Annotated in this window: 13 protein-coding genes and 8 pseudogenes; 4 read left to right on the top strand and 17 right to left on the bottom strand. The window is 32.3% G+C overall.

The annotated features are described in order from the left end of the window. Positions 1–6: 6 nt before the first annotated feature. The 10 genes and pseudogenes from OTBS_RS13965 to OTBS_RS16090 form a co-directional block, all read right to left on the bottom strand. Positions 7–522, bottom strand: a complete 516-nt coding sequence (locus tag OTBS_RS13965; protein WP_232488891.1) for a TraD N-terminal domain-containing protein — start codon at positions 520–522, stop codon at positions 7–9. Then, positions 522–1556, bottom strand: a complete 1035-nt coding sequence (locus OTBS_RS03385) for a tetratricopeptide repeat protein (RefSeq protein WP_232488890.1) — start codon at positions 1554–1556, stop codon at positions 522–524. The genes OTBS_RS13965 and OTBS_RS03385 overlap by 1 nt, the downstream gene beginning before the upstream one ends. Positions 1557–1589: 33 nt before the next feature. Next, entirely contained in the window at positions 1590–1766 is a 177-nt protein-coding gene (locus OTBS_RS18250; RefSeq protein WP_193777005.1) for a hypothetical protein, read from the bottom strand. Positions 1767–1786: 20 nt separating this feature from the next. Further along, positions 1787–3478 (bottom strand): annotated as a pseudogene (traN, locus tag OTBS_RS18245) (conjugal transfer protein TraN). Beyond that, entirely contained in the window at positions 3475–3795 is a 321-nt protein-coding gene (gene trbC, locus OTBS_RS03365) for a type-F conjugative transfer system pilin assembly protein TrbC (RefSeq protein WP_011944350.1), read from the bottom strand. Before trbC ends, traN begins: the two are co-directional and overlap by 4 nt. Positions 3796–3875: 80 nt before the next feature. Then, positions 3876–4823 (bottom strand): annotated as a pseudogene (traU, locus tag OTBS_RS03360) (conjugal transfer pilus assembly protein TraU). Positions 4824–4873: 50 nt separating this feature from the next. Continuing rightward, positions 4874–5062, bottom strand: coding sequence for a hypothetical protein (locus OTBS_RS03355; RefSeq protein WP_011944620.1), 189 nt, complete (start codon positions 5060–5062; stop codon positions 4874–4876). An 82-nt stretch (positions 5063–5144) separates the two neighbouring features. Further along, a complete protein-coding gene (traW, locus tag OTBS_RS03350; RefSeq protein WP_011944619.1) occupies positions 5145–5804 on the bottom strand; it encodes a type-F conjugative transfer system protein TraW in 660 nt (219 codons plus the stop codon). Beyond that, positions 5801–8291: pseudogene (locus OTBS_RS15385) on the bottom strand (TraC family protein). The gene traW and the pseudogene OTBS_RS15385 overlap by 4 nt, the downstream one beginning before the upstream one ends. Next, positions 8272–8460 (bottom strand): annotated as a pseudogene (locus tag OTBS_RS16090) (conjugal transfer protein); the annotation flags it as partial. The pseudogenes OTBS_RS15385 and OTBS_RS16090, both read right to left, overlap by 20 nt. Before the next feature lie 218 nt (positions 8461–8678). On the opposite strand from OTBS_RS16090, the pseudogene OTBS_RS11630 reads away from it, so the two are divergent. Then, positions 8679–8984 (top strand): annotated as a pseudogene (locus tag OTBS_RS11630) (DNA adenine methylase); the annotation flags it as partial. 366 nt (positions 8985–9350) lie between these two features. On the opposite strand, the pseudogene OTBS_RS03340 reads toward OTBS_RS11630, so the two are convergent. The 6 genes and pseudogenes from OTBS_RS03340 to OTBS_RS11625 form a co-directional block, all read right to left on the bottom strand. After that, positions 9351–9641: pseudogene (locus OTBS_RS03340) on the bottom strand (TraE/TraK family type IV conjugative transfer system protein); the annotation flags it as partial. A gap of 26 nt (positions 9642–9667) precedes the next feature. Next, positions 9668–10003 carry a hypothetical protein gene (locus OTBS_RS03335; protein ID WP_011944246.1) on the bottom strand — a complete coding sequence of 112 codons (336 nt, stop codon included), beginning with the start codon at positions 10001–10003 and terminating at the stop codon, positions 9668–9670. A 125-nt stretch (positions 10004–10128) separates the two neighbouring features. Continuing rightward, positions 10129–10848, bottom strand: coding sequence for a tyrosine-type recombinase/integrase (locus tag OTBS_RS15055; protein WP_232488888.1), 720 nt, complete (start codon positions 10846–10848; stop codon positions 10129–10131). Then, positions 10778–11368, bottom strand: coding sequence for an Arm DNA-binding domain-containing protein (locus tag OTBS_RS15050; RefSeq protein WP_041621169.1), 591 nt, complete (start codon positions 11366–11368; stop codon positions 10778–10780). The genes OTBS_RS15055 and OTBS_RS15050 overlap by 71 nt, the downstream gene beginning before the upstream one ends. 130 nt (positions 11369–11498) lie before the next feature. After that, positions 11499–11699 (bottom strand): hypothetical protein, encoded by a 201-nt coding sequence (locus OTBS_RS03320; RefSeq protein WP_011944470.1) that lies wholly within the window; start codon positions 11697–11699, stop codon positions 11499–11501. A 103-nt stretch (positions 11700–11802) separates the two neighbouring features. Next, a pseudogene (locus OTBS_RS11625) lies at positions 11803–12271 on the bottom strand (transposase); the annotation flags it as partial. Between the two features lie 404 nt (positions 12272–12675). On the opposite strand from OTBS_RS11625, the pseudogene OTBS_RS03315 reads away from it, so the two are divergent. Further along, positions 12676–12996 (top strand): annotated as a pseudogene (locus tag OTBS_RS03315) (reverse transcriptase N-terminal domain-containing protein); the annotation flags it as partial. Positions 12997–13410: 414 nt separating this feature from the next. On the opposite strand, the gene OTBS_RS03310 reads toward OTBS_RS03315, so the two are convergent. Further along, a complete protein-coding gene (locus tag OTBS_RS03310; protein WP_011944618.1) occupies positions 13411–14208 on the bottom strand; it encodes an enoyl-ACP reductase in 798 nt (265 codons plus the stop codon). A gap of 206 nt (positions 14209–14414) precedes the next feature. Between OTBS_RS03310 and OTBS_RS03305 the strand changes: the two genes are divergently transcribed. Continuing rightward, positions 14415–14702 carry a BolA family protein gene (locus tag OTBS_RS03305; protein ID WP_011944617.1) on the top strand — a complete coding sequence of 96 codons (288 nt, stop codon included), beginning with the start codon at positions 14415–14417 and terminating at the stop codon, positions 14700–14702. Between the two features lie 379 nt (positions 14703–15081). Then, the gene (dnaK, locus tag OTBS_RS03300; RefSeq protein ID WP_011944616.1) at positions 15082–17010 is read left to right on the top strand and encodes a molecular chaperone DnaK; all 1929 of its coding nucleotides are present in this window, start codon (positions 15082–15084) and stop codon (positions 17008–17010) included. The last annotated feature ends 39 nt before the right edge of the window (positions 17011–17049 follow it).

Genomic DNA, 17049 nt, shown 5'->3' with positions numbered 1-17049 from the left:
CGTTTTTTAGTATTTTAGATAGGCATTGGGATACTCTACAAAATCAGCGCCTCTAATTTTGGCCTTAATAATCGTTTTTTTACCTTGAGCCTTAAAGAAAACAATTGAGATTATTACACCAATAGCAAAAACAATTAATCCTTCTAACAATGCTGAATTGATTAAGAATTCCCATAATTGCTGTATTTTAAATCCATGTTGACCTGTATAAAATTCATGTAGAAAGTCCTGAGCATTGAGGTGTATCCATTTTTTAAACCTTAAACTATAAAATACGATTCCTATTTGATCGATATCATAAAAATGTTCACCAATTGTTAGCTTAAGCTGTACATATCGCTCAATCGCAAAATAATACAAACTGCTCAGAAAAACTTTTTGATATAATCGACATATAATCCAGAATATCGATAATCCTAACCCAATTGTAAAAACATTGGCACTACCTTGCCCAAACATTCTTAACTTATGAGCAAATAACTGCGATCCCCTTGTGAAATTGCCTTGATTCTGAAAATTCATCAAGAGTATTTTTTCAAAATCTGTAGTTTTTGCTCATACTCTTTTACTCCAGTAAAATTCTCTAATTCTGTTAACTTTTTAAACATTGCTTCGTATTCTGCAATGATATTAGGATTATATTTAATAGCTAAGTTAAAATTCTCCTTAGCTTTTGAGTACTGTCCTAAACTTACTAATGAAATTCCTTTTTCAAGATAGTTTTCAGCAAAATTAGGTTTGTACTTAATAGCGATAGCAATGTCAAAATTTTCTATCGCTTTTTGGTGTTTACCTAATTTCTCAAAAATCATTCCTCTACGGTAGTAAGCCTCTGCACAATTTGGATTGTATTTAATTGCTAGATTGCAGCTTTCTATTGCTTCAGAATACCTTTTTAACATACTTAGCACATAACCTTTATTACAGTATGCTGTTGCATCATTAGGATCGTATTTAATAGCTAAATCAAAATGTTCTATTGCTTTCTGAAATTGTCCTAAAAATGCTAAAGTTAATCCTTTATTATGATATGCTTCTGAATAATTTGGTCTGTATCTAATAGCTGTATCATAGTTTTCAATAGCTTCTTGAATGTAGCCTAAATACATTAACGCTATACCTTTGTTATAATAAGCTTCTGGATTATCTGATCTGTACTTAATAGCAATATCAAAATTTTCCAGCGCATCTTCATACTTTCCTAATATAGCCAAAGAAACTCCTTTATTATTATAAGCTTCTGCAAAATGAGGTTTATACTTAATTGCAAGATTACAAAGTGTTATAGCCTCTTTATCTTTTTCTAACTTCCCATAAGATGCTCCTTTGTTATTATAAGCTTCTGCAAAATCAGGTTTGTTCTTAATAGCTAAATTATAATTTTCTATAGCTTCTTTCTGCTCTGATTTTTCTTGATATAGCTTTCTATGTAAGCTATTAGCAGGCTCATTAGCATTAATCAGTTGGTAATCAAGTAGAGTAGCTAGTTGCCACATAGTAGCAAACTTATGAGCCTTCTCCATGATTTGCTTCTGCAATCTTTGAGCTGTAATCACATTTTCGAGCGTTGGATTATCCAGCGCTATACGCTAAGCTCGATTAAATCGCTCCTTTAATTCCTCGATTCTCTGGTCATGAGGCCTACTCATCAACTTAGAATTAGCAGCAGAGTCATCAAGCTCATGACCATGTTTATCATTGTACCATAAAAATCTTGTTGGTGAAGCATCAACAGTGGATAAATGACTAATTAATATCATAAACATTAATAATCTGCTCATTTAGACTAAGTTTGTTGCATACGATGAACTTTATCTTTGATTCCTGCAATAATGTCTTTGTTCATGCTGTTTTGAGCCTTAGTGAGTATATCTCCAAATAGTTCATCCATATTGATTTTAGTGAAATCAACTTTTTGTAACTCTTCAACAGTAAGGCCTCTACACTTTGGACATTCAGGTGTACCGAAGTCTATTTTTAGCTGCTTTCTTGCTTCTTCCTGAAAAATTCTTGCAAGTTTTGACTGAAAGCAGCAATAAGTAGACTTTCTAGCTAGGCAAATACCCAATATCGGAATTCTTGAAGAACAATAGGTTCCAATGTAATAGCAGTAACCTTTTTTTCTATATAGAGCTAATTCTTGTTCCTTAGATTTGCATTGCGATAAGCCTATATCACGCCCCCAGCCAGTCATTGAAGAGCAGCAATTCAAAAAACTAAATACATCTTTTTTGCATTTTCGATGTTTACCTGAAAATACAGAAACGGGATTTGTTTTAATGTCCTTGCTCATCTGATTTAGCATTGCTAGATGAGCTACTTTAGCTATATCTCTATTTGGTATAATAGTTGGAGTGTTGCAATTACCTCCTAAACAAAAAATTGAGTTATTACGCAATGATGAGTGTAGCATTGTTTGCTTCTCAGTTGAACAGCTATAATCGTGCTGCCATAGTAAACAAATATTTGCTACTGATTTTTGGCAAGTGCTGTTTTTAATTCACAATTTTGAATTTTAAGGTGTTTGCAACCATCTTTTGGATCGCTAGTACATGAAAAAACAATCTTTTGTTTCCAATATGAACGATTGACTCTAAACTTGTCAAAAAATACTCTATCACCACTCTCATAGTTGAGTCTATTCGCCTCATAGCATTCATTACTTTCTATTAATTGTTCAAGTTCAGGCTTTACAACTTGCCAATATTCTGCTACTTCCCTTAGTTCTTGAGTCTTATCTCTGTAGTCATAGCGAAGTATACATATTTTACCTCTTTTTGATATAATATAAACTTTGTTCCAATATGCTCTATAGATACGCCAAGCCTATCAGCAACAGCACTCCTCATTCGTCTTGCAGCCATTTGGCTATCACCTGCTAACTTGTATATTTTTTCATTATTTTTATCTACGTCATGGAAATCTGCACGACCATTAAGCCAATTACTATGATTCTCTACTATTTCTTCTGTTGCAAATTCCATTTGCCGGTTTTGCCAAGAAAGCCATACATTCTCTAATCTGCACTCAACATTTAATTCTCGAATAAGTTCAATGTTAAAATTACTACCTTCATTACAACTTTGAATAATTTCAGTATTAGTTTTACTTGTCTGAGTTACGAAGTTACTGCTATCAAGGGCACTTAAAGGATCAGATTCAATTCTCATTGAATTAGCTATCATATAATTTTGATCGTTGATATTATGTTGAGTTAAGGCATTGTTTTTACTGTTTTCAGCTTGAAATAACATTGCCCCACTTTCTGTACCAAGCTGATTACGGCCATGGTAGGTTAAATCCTCATCATTGTTAGGATAATTGACATTACTACCTTGATGAAATAATTCTTGTGTATTTGAAGAATTTCCAAGATTTACATTATAGTTGCTAGCTTCATTATAACTGCTTTGCATTGAAGCTAAACAACAGCTAATATTGAGCACTATCAAAAAGTTAATATAGATAATAATCTCATTGAGTATTCTCATTCATAATTTCTAATGCTATTGCTAAAGGAATATGGCCAGTTAATTTCTTGGTTAATCCTCTTTTTTCATCATCTATTACTATCACAGGAACAACATCAATTTTATATTGTTCAAACAAGCTAGGATCTATATCGAAGCTAATACCAAGCTCCATAGTTTTATTCTTTGTTTGTGTAAATGAGTTATTAATTAACCCACGCATAATCAATTGAGCTCCAGCCTTTTGAGATTCAGCAAAATAGCTTTTTAAAGCCTCATCACTCATTGAAAATGAGACAAAAATAAAAGTTTTTTGCTGGCCCAAAAAAAAGCATTAGCATTATTAACAAATAATAAAACCATCAACATCATTACTCGTATAACCATATTCCTCTCTAACCCTTATCAAAGCAAACAACAATCTCTTTTTCGCCAAATCAAGTAACCAAAATCTTCACCATTAACTGGAAATTCTCTTCCAGCCTGCCATGTAGCTTCTGTTTGGCCTATGCTCTTGCAGGATCTGGTTTCTGGAATCGGATAAGTCATTTGTAGTCGATACTGACTTTTCTTCATAATAGGCATGGGATACTTGCCACATAAGCCTTTATAACCATAATATCCCCATAACATCAGTTGCCTATGCATTCTAGCCATAAACTTACTTACCATTAATACAGATGTTCCAACTCCACCATTATGCGCCGCAGCTGTTCCAGTAAAAGGGTAAAGCATTCCTTGACATTCAGCACACCAAAAAGCATAATCACTTGCTAATAAACCAGCGCCACAACTCATGCAATCAGCTATACATGCTTGATAAGCAGCTACATTTTGAAACAACAGCGTTTCTGGATTTAAAATCGCAGATTTAGCGTCATCACTCCATAATGGATCAAACTCTGTTAAATATGCTATATCGACTGCAGCCATTTCCAGACAAATAAAATCAAGCAAAATTTCCAGCCAATAAATCACAGGATAGACATACCAATGAATGTGATAAAAAGCACTTCCTTCAGCCTCATCTTTCATGCCTTTTTGAGTAGCACTTCCAAATGACAAACCTCCAAGACTTACCATACACATTGGCGACTTTGTAACATCTACAAGGCGTACTGGCTCCCAAAATCCTACCGGAATATACCAGGTACAGGTATTGGAATCCCTGGCTTAGGACAAAGACATATAAGTCTACCAGAAGCATTAGTATCTGGCATTGAACTGCTAACTACCTTAAATCCAGCTATAGTAATTGGAAACAAGAACTTCCAACATACATCGTGTTATAGGATTTACAAATCTTCCAACACATCCAGCAGCTGCATAACAGTTATTAGCTGTTATAGACATTACTATCGCTAACAAAATTACCAGTTCCTTCACTTACCAGCTTTTCTTGATTATGTATACTTCCTTTTTTTATATTTTCGAAATTTGCTAGCAGTATTTTCTATATCTTTTACACCTGGCACTAAATATGCAGTTTCACCACTCGAATTTACTATCTCCTGTATTTCACCACTTATAAGCGTATAATTGAATATTTTGACTAGATCTTGTTCTAATTGCTGTAATTTCCAACTTTTCATATAAAACCTTCTTTTAAGTTGAATCGACTAGTATATTGAGTTATACTATTTACAGCGTACTTCCATCGTACGTCATATGGTTTTAATAGGTGCTTACTTCGCTAATTTTAAGCACGTTATTTTCTTGCTCTATTATGGCTGGCACAGCTTGTATTTTAAATTTTCTAATCAACATACCAAATTGATCAAAAAATATGTGTCGGCCTAATAGATTGCTCAGTTCAATAGGATTTCCATTAACTAACACTATCTTTCCTGGTCTTGATTTTACCCAAGCGACCTGATCTTCATCATCTCCATCAATTAATATTAGTGGTTCACCCCAATTTATCATCTCTAAAGGATTTATTTTAGTTCCTCTCCTTACTATTATTATACCATTTTTTGTCTTAATGTCATCCTTTTGAACATAGGTAGAATCATATATTCGCGTTTTATTTTCAGTAGCTTTACTCAAATTTTTTACTGGAACTGGTCTCATGATTTTTTGCCTAATTTTTTCCTGAAATTCCAGCTGCATTTGGTTCAACAATCCACTTTTTGATGCAGCATTAAGTTTAGCCATAATCACCTCCAGTAATGATTCCTCAATGATTGGAAAAACATGCCCTCTAGTACCATAATCCTTAATCTCAACACCTATATCAGCATTTAATGAATTAGCCATTGTATCACTTACCTGATAAGCAACAGCAAATAAAGCAAAGAATGCGCCTATACTCATCATTACCTGGTGCTTCATGGAATTATTTCTCGCTCTCTTATCACATAATTAATTGCCTCACTGACATTCATACCCTTAGCCATATGATCTTCTATAGCCTGATAATCTCTAGCATTCGTTGAGGTTAACAGTAGAGTAAATGGATCAATCATTAATCTGCCTATCACACCAGAGACATTAGGGCTATAAATTGCTACTTCGCTATAATATGGAGGATTTGAATGTACAGATTGCAGTAAATTCAGCTTCCAATCTTCATCAACAAAGCCTGCAAGCTTTGGATTAGCTCGCATCGCCTTAAAGGATTCCGAATTTTGCTTCAAAATTATCTTATGCGATGAGTTCTCAAAGGCCTTTTCAGACGCAGAGCCCTCTTGACGAAAGTAATCCGTGAGTTGCTGAGTAGCTAAAGCAATCGATCCATTATATTTTCGAGCTATTCTGCCAGCTTCTTCAATAAACTCTCCTGAACGCTTTCCAGCTAATAGCTTCCAGGCTTCATCTATCATAATTAAAAATGGTCTACTTCTATCTCCCTTGACCATTGTTTGATTAATATGAACAATCATGATTTGAACTATCACTGCTAGCAGCTCTGGTACAGACCTTAAATGATCAGTTTCAATTACTACGATATCAGAGTTCAATGATAACTTAGCTTTACCGCTAAAAAATCTTCCATGTTGACCATCCTTAGTAAAAGGAAAAAGCATATTTCCAAGTTCTTTAGCATATGATTCTTCTCTATTCGATAACCAGTCTGCAATATCGGTTATTTCAGCCTTAGAGCCACTTTTTTGCCAGACTGATATCAAAGCTCTCTGTAAGCATTGGTTGTTGTAAATCGCTTGTTCCATACTGTGGAGCAGCCATAGTAGCTAAAATAGATGGAAAGTTAGATAAAAATCCGATCTAGCTTCTATAGACTTTGCACTATCATCTTCTGGTACTTCGGAAAATGGATTAATTGATACAGGATTTTTCATGTCAAATTCTATGTAGCTGCCACCTAGAATCAAGCATGTACGCTTAAATGATCTTCCGTAATCAAGAACAAAAACTTTACCACCAACTCCTAAAACTGATAGCATTAGTTCTTGCATAAAAACAGATTTTCCAAACCCTGGAACTCCAGCTATACAAAGGTTAAAGTTCTCATTTGGAGCTGCTCCATGCTTATTTAATGCAGGTAATAAAGCTCCACCAAAAGGAGACCAATACATTATTTGGCCTCGTCTGCCAGCTAACAACATACCTGGAGAGCTTAAATCACCTTTCCATTCACCAATTATTGGTAATAATACTTTGCTCTCTACGGAAACAGTTTTTATGCCTCTACCTAAGCTAGAAAGGGCTACTCCAACTCCTGATGTTTTTTGACCCAATACACCTCTTTGACCTTGTTCAACCAATTGCATTGGCAGCGCTGCTAGCAACACGGCTACATGATCATATTTGCATGGAACAAAATACCATCCACTGCGTCTTAACATCGAACAAAAAGCTGATGCAGATTGCTTAGCCTTTTTTGTTTTATCAAACATAATAACATTGAAGTGAATATTAACTACTCTATCACCACTCTGTAAAGCAGCTACTACATCAGCTAAATCTTCTGCTTCTTGCTGTATATCATGAAAAAAATTTACCCATTCCTGCATTAATATTTCTTTCTAGCGCCTCTCTTTTAGTTATGGCTGCAGTTCTTTCCATTGCTTGATTTGGCAACATTTGTAAACCAAAATGAATCAGGAAATTTGATTTTATATATTCATCACGACGCATTTCATTGCCTAAAAACAGATCCATGGCAGATAATTTGCACTCTGCAGGCCTTTTTCGAGCTTCTAGGCTGATAAATATTTGATCATTATTTACATTTACACAATCATCATTCTCAAATAACGAAAAATCTCCACTTAGAATTTGTTCAGACAATATTTCATACTCATTAATATTCGAATGTTCTTCTTCAGGCCAGCCAAATATTACTCTCAGAAACTTTAATAATTGCTGTGCATTCACATTGTCAGTGCTTAATCCAATGGACCTAAACGTATCTTTTAAAGCATCTCGTCTGCGAATCATATCATCGATATTTGCATTTAAATTAGGTATAGTAACTGAAATTAACAATACTACATCCTTTATAGAACCTACTTTTTGAGCTTGATCACGCAAAAACTCTGTTCTTTTGTTGGCTAACTCAATAAATATCTCTCCTTTACGATATAACTGCCAGTTGCTTAAAAAATGTTCGATATTATTACTACCAATCATTAAGACTTGCATGCTACTTTCAGCTGGTAAATTTTCATCACTTTTTAGAAATTTAGCAATTTCATTTTGAGCCGAAACACTAGCTTCAGCCAATGGGCATGCAAGCAATACAAAACCTATTGAACCACGATTAAAGAATAGCTGAGTCTCCTCATCATACGATTCATAGACAAAGTGTTTAGAAAATCTTTCTCGATCAAAATCCTTATGTATGCTTGCGTTCACCTTGACTCTGTTTTGATTTAAATAAATTAATAAGATATTTTTTTGGTTTTTTCGGCGACTTGTGAACAACATCTACACCTTGAACTGCTTTAGATCGCTTACAGTATAGAACACAACGCCTTTTTGATTTAATTTTTGATGTTTCAACTTTCTCAAGATTATTAACGTCAGTTTAGGATAAGGGAAAGTATGAAAGATATAATGCAAAAGGTTTACAAAGGATAATATTTCGTTATGACTTTTAATACATTACATTAAATATAATCTTAATTCAAAACCATTTACTGCTCTAATATTTCTAGTAAATTCGCCTTTGTAATATCAATGTTTAATAACTAGCTATTCTTTATAAGCCTTCTGTATTATGCTTTTCATACTTTTCCTTATCTTGATCTGGCGTTTATAGAACCTAAAAAAGGTGATTTCGTTTATCTTGATCCACCTTACCACCAATCAGGAGAACGGTTCTACACTAGAGTTCAATTTGATGAAAAAGAGCAAATCAGACTACGAGATTTTGTTTATGAACTAAACAATAAAGGTGTTAAAATTATGCTTTCAAATAATAACACTACCTTCATTAAAGATTTATACAAAGATTTTTTCATCACTCATATTGGAGTTACATACTCAATCAATGAACATCGTAATCTCGTTAATGAGCTAATCATTACTAACTATAAAACTTATTAGTTATTAAACGCCAGATTAGGATAATGGGAAGTATGAAAAGCATAATGAAAAAGGTATACAAGAGATACTGTACAATTATAATTATGCAATATATTTAAATATAATTTCAATTAATGACGGTTTATTTATTGCTCATATTTCTACAAAAATTAGTTCATAATACTATCTTGCTAACCTGAACATTGACCATTGTAACACTTCTATATTATCTCTTTCTAACTGTTTTTTATTCTAAATTTGCATTTACAGACATGTGAGCAATAAATAAACTATTATTAATTAAAACTATATTTAAAGATATTACATAATATCTCTTGTAAACCTTTTGCATTATATCTTTCATACTTTCTCTTATCCTAAATTGGCGTTTAAAGATTCAGTATTACTGAATACTACCTTCATGTCTGCTATTTGTCTTTCTACCTCATTTGGAGAAGTAGTAAATAAGAGTTTCGTCACATAAATTGCCCATTCCTTTAAATAGGTTTCATGGTAATTTTTCGATGAAACCGTCATTTTACGATCAGGCTCTATTGCTGGAATTAACAACCACTTTTCTTCTTTGGTAATTGCAGCCATTATCGCAATTATATTAGCTGCAGCTAGCAATATAGTTACTGAAAGTAAGCATTTATTATATTTAACCAGCTCTTGTATAGCATTTTACTTAAAGAGATGATTCATTACTTGCCAACTTTTTTGCCCAAAAGCCTTGGATATCCTAATGGAGCTGGCAATAAACCTTTAGCTACTAAAAAACTTTTTAGCAAAAAATTCTCAGATACCTTCTTAATTTTCTTAAAGCAATAACATAGAGCAATTCCTCCAACCATAAAGGCTAGGCCTAATTTAGCATGCCTGCTGTTTAGTAGTACAATTCCTGGAGCTACTCCAGCTAGCACTACTCCCCATTCGTCAATGCTCAAACCCATATACTTCAACGGCCTCGATAATGCCCAACATAATTTTTGATTTTGTATAATCACCTTCAGCCTCAATTGTAGCATGAGATTTCTCATTCTGCTACTATAATGTTTAAATTAGCTAAATATCTTCAAACACAGATTTTACCTGCAATAATTAGTGTTCATATATGCATGTGCGACATGAAATCGCACTATTCTTACCACAACGTTTATATCAGTCAGATAGTATTATAAATATTATAACTTCTAGCACATTCACTAATTATTTGTATAGCCTTAGACATATACTCTCGTACTAACTCCATACAAGCTATAGTATAAGGTATTGTTGAGTTTGGATTAATATGATTCAATGCTATACTAATTGTCCTCTGACTTTCGCCTGCATCCCCCATACAACTTGCAAACGTCCTTCTTAGATCGTGTATTCTGAAATTTTTTATGCTTGCCTTTTCACAAATTATCTTCCATGCGGTATTTGGATGCGATAAGTGTCCGCTTTCGCTAGTAGAACTTGGTAGTACCCATTTACTTGTAGATATTAATTTCCTTGCTTGCAATATTTCCATTGCCTCATCTGTTAATGGTATATTTTGCGCCTTTCCGTTCTTAGTTTTTGGTATATGCCATATTTTTCTTTCAAAATCTATATTGTCCCATTCCATCTCTAACACATTACTTTTTCTAGCTCCAGTATATAACGCTAGTAATGCAAAATCTCTTATCAATGGACTTGCTTCTCCGCATAATACTTGTAAAAATCTACCCATTTCATCGTAACTTAGACGTCTCTCTCTTGCTTGCAGTTTATGCTGCTCTATCCCTAGAGTAGGATTGTTTTCTATTAATCCCCATTTTATTGCCTTATTAAATATAGTGCGTAAGGTTGCTAGCAATGCATTTGCTGTGGCATATTTTCCCTCTTTGCTGGATATCATTGAATATTGGTTCAATATCACTCATTCGAATCTTGCTTATCTTTTTTTCATATAATGCTTGTGCATAAGTATGTACTCTGTCAGCATTCTCTTTCCAGTTTATAGTATATATTTTGGCATACTCTTCAATATACTTATAACACAGCTCTTTGAATGTAATATCGTTAGCTTTTCTTTCTCTTTCTTTTATACGATTCTCATTTTCTTCTATCTGTTGTTGATGTTTTACTGCTCTTGGATCTATTCCGTTCGCCATTAATGTCTTTAATTCTCTTGCTATTTTTCTAGCTTCTTTAATAGATAAATATGGAAATTCCACTATCCTTATTTTTAAACTCTGGTTTTTATATTTTTGTTCTAAAATCCATGTTTTTCTTACTATTCCTCCACAGACTGTACATGAGATTTTCAGTTTAAGTCCTATTATATCTGGATCGTGGATAATTAATAATTTTTCTCCCTTAGGAATTTTAATTTTACGTAGTGCTCGATTTATAAACTTTGATGATATTGAAGTCATAATCACCCCACATAATATTAATATTTATTATTAAAGTATTACGTTTAATTAAACAGATGATCTATATTATACTTTTTATTTGATAGCAAATTTTTATACTAATTTGTTCATAATACATATAACTTGAAAATCACTTATCAATCCTAGATTGTATATATTTTTCGATCATTAGATTAACCTCTAGATTAAAAACTGGCCCCCAATTTCCTAAATTTTCTGTCAACCTTTTGTCAACCTTTTGCTTTAATTTTTTTGTTATATTGACAAATATTGGAAATATATTTATAGTTAAAGTTGAAGCTTGATTAAAAATATTAATAAAAGTTAACATAAGTTAATAGTAGGTTCTATAAAGTGTAGAAGTTAATAAAAAATTAACTTTTCTTCTCCCTTATACTTGATCTACCTTTGCACTTTTACCTATAGAACATCTTATTGATTATAAGATGAAGCTTAAAGACTAAGAACCAGCAATAACTACTTTTACCAATTTTAGAAATTTTGTTAAAAACTCTATTGCTGGAGGTACGTTTATTATGACAAATTGCTAACTTTGTAGAATCGATGTAATATATATCTGTTTCTTCTCTTTTTCATATAATGCATTAATACAGCTAGTGATAGCAACACTCCAGGTCATAGCTGTATTATTCTACTATAACTTGATAAACAAAAGTATCCCTTATACTTATAACTCAGGTAATATAGATAATAATCTTTAAAATCCTTGCATGGAGATAAATAAAAATATATCGCTATTGTTAATAACTCAGCTAAGGACAACTTCCTACATCTGTTCATTTGATTATACCTACTTAGTATTAATCTCTTTCTCTCCAACTCGTGATATATTTTGCAAAAATTGTCTATTAAATAGTATACTGTTATAATACATTTTTTCATGTTGGGTTATTCCTTGTTTATTTAAATTTTTTTATAACTCAACATTCTCACTTTGTATACCTTTTATTCTCAACATTTCATATTTCCACTTATCCTAATCTGGCGTTTATAATAACTTAAGTAGTTTTAACACTGAATGTATCAAGACATTATGAATCAAAACATAGCTAGTACATATACTGACAATAATATAGCTAAACTACTATAAAACAGTCATAATAGTTTAGCTATTACTATGATGTAAACACTATTTTTAAAAAGTATATAATATAACTGTTTTATAGTGGCTTAACTATATAAGCTGTCACAGTATAAGCTTGAAAAAGTGTAATAGAATTGTTAGAAGTTATCAGATATGTATCGTAAAAGCAACAAAGGAAGGTAGATGAGGCAAAGTTAAAGCTTCGCAACGGCTACTGATTCACTCTTTTAGTGGTAAAGCTCTTGCTGTTAGAAGAGTGATTGAAATTCTAAGTAAAAGGACTGCAGGAATAGATAAAGAAATCTTGAATACTTTTGATATTAAATCTCAGGCAATAATTAACTTGAGGCAACATGTGTATAATCCATATCCTCTTAGTAAGAAAAGACCGCTTGGTATACCTACTGTGAAAGATAGAACTATGCAAGCTATTTACAAGCTAGTATTAAAACCAGTTGCAGAAACAACAGCAGATAAACATTCGTATTGGTTTAGAACAGAAAAATCAGCTAGTCATAGCTAAACAATTATAACTGTTTTATAGTGGATTAGCTATATAGTAGCAAGCGTTATAGTTAAAAAACTTATCCCGCATACATGAAGAGTAACTATGATAGCTAGCTTTTATAATGGTAAAGTTATTGCTACTTTTTTATTTGATGACAATTGTAATAAAAGTATTTTTGAGGTTTATATACAAGCTATATTAATTAAAGATTTGACACTCGACAAACAGTAATATTGGATAATAGTATCTTACTTATTTAACGACTTTTTTGATGCTGTCTCTTTCATTTTATAATCTCTAACTTCATTCACAAATTAAGCTATATAATGCAAAAAATTATCTATTAAATAGTACACTATTATAATACATTGTAAATGTAGCCTGTTTAGCCTAAGAATAGCTGCTATCTTGAGTTATCCTGAAGGCTAGTTACTTATCTATTCCCATAATACTATAACCACAATCAACATAGTGTATTTGCCCAGTAATACTATTACTTAGATCACTTAGCAAATATAATGCAGCATTAGCAACATCATTTTGAGTAGTATTTCGCTTTAGTGGGGCAGAAGACTGATGCATATTAAGCATTAAACTAAAATTGCTAATTGCACTTGCTGATAAAGTTCTAATTGGCCCAGATGAAATTGCATTTACTCTGATATTTTGTGCTCCCAAATCAGCTGCTATATATCTTACACTAGCTTCTAATGCAGCTTTAGCGACTCCCATAACATTATATGAAGGTATAACCTTTTTAGCACCATAGTAACTTAAAGTCAGTATGTCTCCACCACTCTTCATTAGCTCGGCTGCTTTTTTGCTCAAATAAGTAAAAGAATAACAAGAAATATCAAGCGTATTAAGAAAGTTCTCTTGAGAAGTGTTTATGTATTGTCCTTTAAGTGCTTCTTTATCTGTATAAGCGATTGAATGTACTAAAAAATCTAATTTACCCCAATTATTTGCTAGATTATCAAATAATTTATCAATAGATGCTGTTTTCTTAACATCGCACTGAAACATACTACATTTTGTTGCTTCAACTAATGGCTCTATACGTGTTTTTAATTTATCATCTTGATATGTTATAGCAATTTCAGCCTCATTAGTATGGCATAGTTCAGCAATTTTCCAAGCAATTGACATTGAATTAGCTACACCAAGTATAACGCCCTTTTTGCCAGTTAGTAAGGCTAAATTTTTTTGTATATTATTACCTGGCATTTGTCATATTCTAATTAAGATTTGCTTGATGTTAAATGATAATTCTAGTATTTTATCATTTTAATTATATCTCAATGGTAGTAAACATAAGATTTAAAGTCAAGTAATTAAGTCTTTAAAGAACAATTTTAAGTATAATAATTCTAGTTAAGATGAATATTTTTGCAATAATCTTAATATTATTTAAATAATAAGCATATATAGTAATGACTTCTATACAAGAAATACAGGATAAATTATCTGTTATTAGTCCTGAAGTAATGAAAATTAATGATGTTAGTCCGCTACATAAAGGTCATATTGAATATTTAGGGCCTAAGCAAGTTTCACATATACATATACTTATCATATCAAACAAATTTAATGGTATGACTAAGGTAACAAGGCATAGATTAATTAATTCGTTACTGAAAACAGAATTTCAAAATGGCTTGCATGCTGTCTCAATACAAGCTCTTACACCATCAGAATATACTATTGAATCAGACAGTTGAGATCGATTACAGATATTAGAATATATCAATCCAGAATTTTAGACTATACTATAAAAAAGCATGAAATTTATATAATTAAACTTTATAAAGATAAAAATTTAATAAATTTTGGATTTTCATACCTTGTAAAATTAACTGAGCCATATTATATCATAATATGTAATAGGTTTATAAACAATAATTTATGTGTGTAAAGCATATTTCTAAAGAGAAATAAGTTTCTCTTATACTCTTATTAAATGTTAAGTATAGCCTTTAAGAATAATTCTAGTGCTATAACAAAATTTAAAACATTTAATGTGTATAACTCTTCTCAAGAGTTAATTGAAAGTGTGAATAACTTGAATAACTATTAAATTAATCATAGGAGTTAATTAAAATGTCAGGAAAAGAAGTAGCTATAGGAATTGATTTAGGAACAACAAATTCCTGTGTGTCAATTATGGAAGGAAAAAAACCAAAAGTAATAGAAAATGCAGAGGGAGTCAGAGTTACACCATCTATAGTCGCATTTACCGCCAATGGAGAAGTTTTAGTAGGTGATAGTGCAAAAAGGCAAGCTATACCTAATCCTAAAAATACTTTCTTTGCTACTAAAAGATTAATTGGGCGTACCTTTGATGATCCAACAGTAAAAAAAGATCAAGAATTAGTACCGTACAATATTGTTAGAGCAAATAATGGTGATGCTTGGGTTGAAGCTAATGGCAACAAATATTCTCCTAGCCAAATTGGAGCCCATATTCTACAAAAAATGAAAGCTGCAGCAGAGCGTTATTTAGGCAAGCCTGTAAATAAAGCAGTCATTACTGTACCAGCTTACTTTAATGATGCTCAGCGCCAGGCAACTAAGGATGCTGGACAAATTGCAGGATTAGAAGTACTAAGAATAGTTAATGAACCAACAGCTGCTGCACTAGCTTATGGATTTGATAAAGCTGGTGGCAGTAAAAATGTTGTAGTGTATGATTTAGGAGGAGGAACTTTTGACGTTTCAGTGTTAAACTTAGAAGATGGAGTAGTTGAAGTAAAAGCCACTAATGGTGATACATTTCTTGGTGGTGAAGATTTTGATATGCGATTACTAAATTACCTCGTAGATGAATTTAAAAAAAGTAATGGTATTAATCTAAAAAATGATCCGTTTGCTTTACAAAGACTAAAGGATGAAGCAGAAAAAGTTAAAAAAGAATTATCATCTACTCAGCAAGTGGAGGTAAATCTGCCTTATATTACTGCAGATGCAAGCGGCCCAAAGCATCTTAATGTTAAGCTAACTAGAGCTAAGCTAGAATCATTAGTAGGAGATTTGATAACTAAAACTATCGAGCCATGCCGTAAAGCTTTAGAAGATGCTAATTTAAAAGCTTCAGATATTCATGAAGTAATATTAGTTGGTGGTATGACTAGAATGCCAAAAGTAATTGAAACAGTAAAAGAATTTTTTGGTCGTGAGCCGCACAAAGGAGTAAACCCTGATGAAGTAGTAGCGCTTGGAGCTGCAATACAAGCAGGAGTATTACAAGGCGATGTTAAAGATATATTATTACTGGATGTTACACCACTATCTTTAGGAATTGAAACTTTAGGTGGAGTATTTACTAAATTAATTGATCGTAATACTACTATTCCAACCAAGAAAAGCCAAATTTTTTCGACAGCCGAGGATAATCAATCAGCTGTAACAGTAAGAGTATTTCAAGGTGAAAGAGCTATGGCAGCTGATAACAAATTACTAGGACAATTTAATTTTGAAGGCATTCCTCCAGCTAGACGTGGAGAACCTAAGATAGAAGTAACATTTGATATCGATGCTAATGGAATTGTGAATGTTTCAGCTAAAGATTTAGCAACAAATAAAGAGCAAAAAGTAACAATTCAGGCATCTGGTGGACTAAGTAAGGATGATATAGAAAAAATGGTTCAAGAAGCTGAAAAATATGCAAGCGAAGATCGCAAACGTCAAGAAGCTATCGAGCTAAAAAACAAAGCTGAGAGCATAATTTACACAACTGAAAAAGGTCTTAAAGAGTATGGCGACAAGCTTCCTGAAAGTGATAGAAATAATATTACTACAATTATGAATGAACTGCAGCAAGCTATTAAAGCTGACAATTTAGATGAGATAAAATCTAAAACTGAAGCATTAACTACTGCTAGCATGAAGATTGGAGAAATAATATATAAGCAACAAGCTGAACAAGCTGCAACAGGCAACAACAATACACATGGAAGCTCAGCTGATAATAGCAGTAACAAAGATGATAAGGTCGTAGAAGCTGAATATGAAGATATTGATAAAAAGTAATAAATTACTACTAGATTTACTAATACTATTATAGTATTA

The sequence above is a fragment of the Orientia tsutsugamushi str. Boryong genome, assembly GCF_000063545.1.
GTDB classification, from domain to species: domain Bacteria; phylum Pseudomonadota; class Alphaproteobacteria; order Rickettsiales; family Rickettsiaceae; genus Orientia; species Orientia tsutsugamushi_C.
The sequence above is the reverse complement of the archived record's forward strand: the minus strand, read 5'-3'. Positions and strand labels throughout refer to the sequence as shown.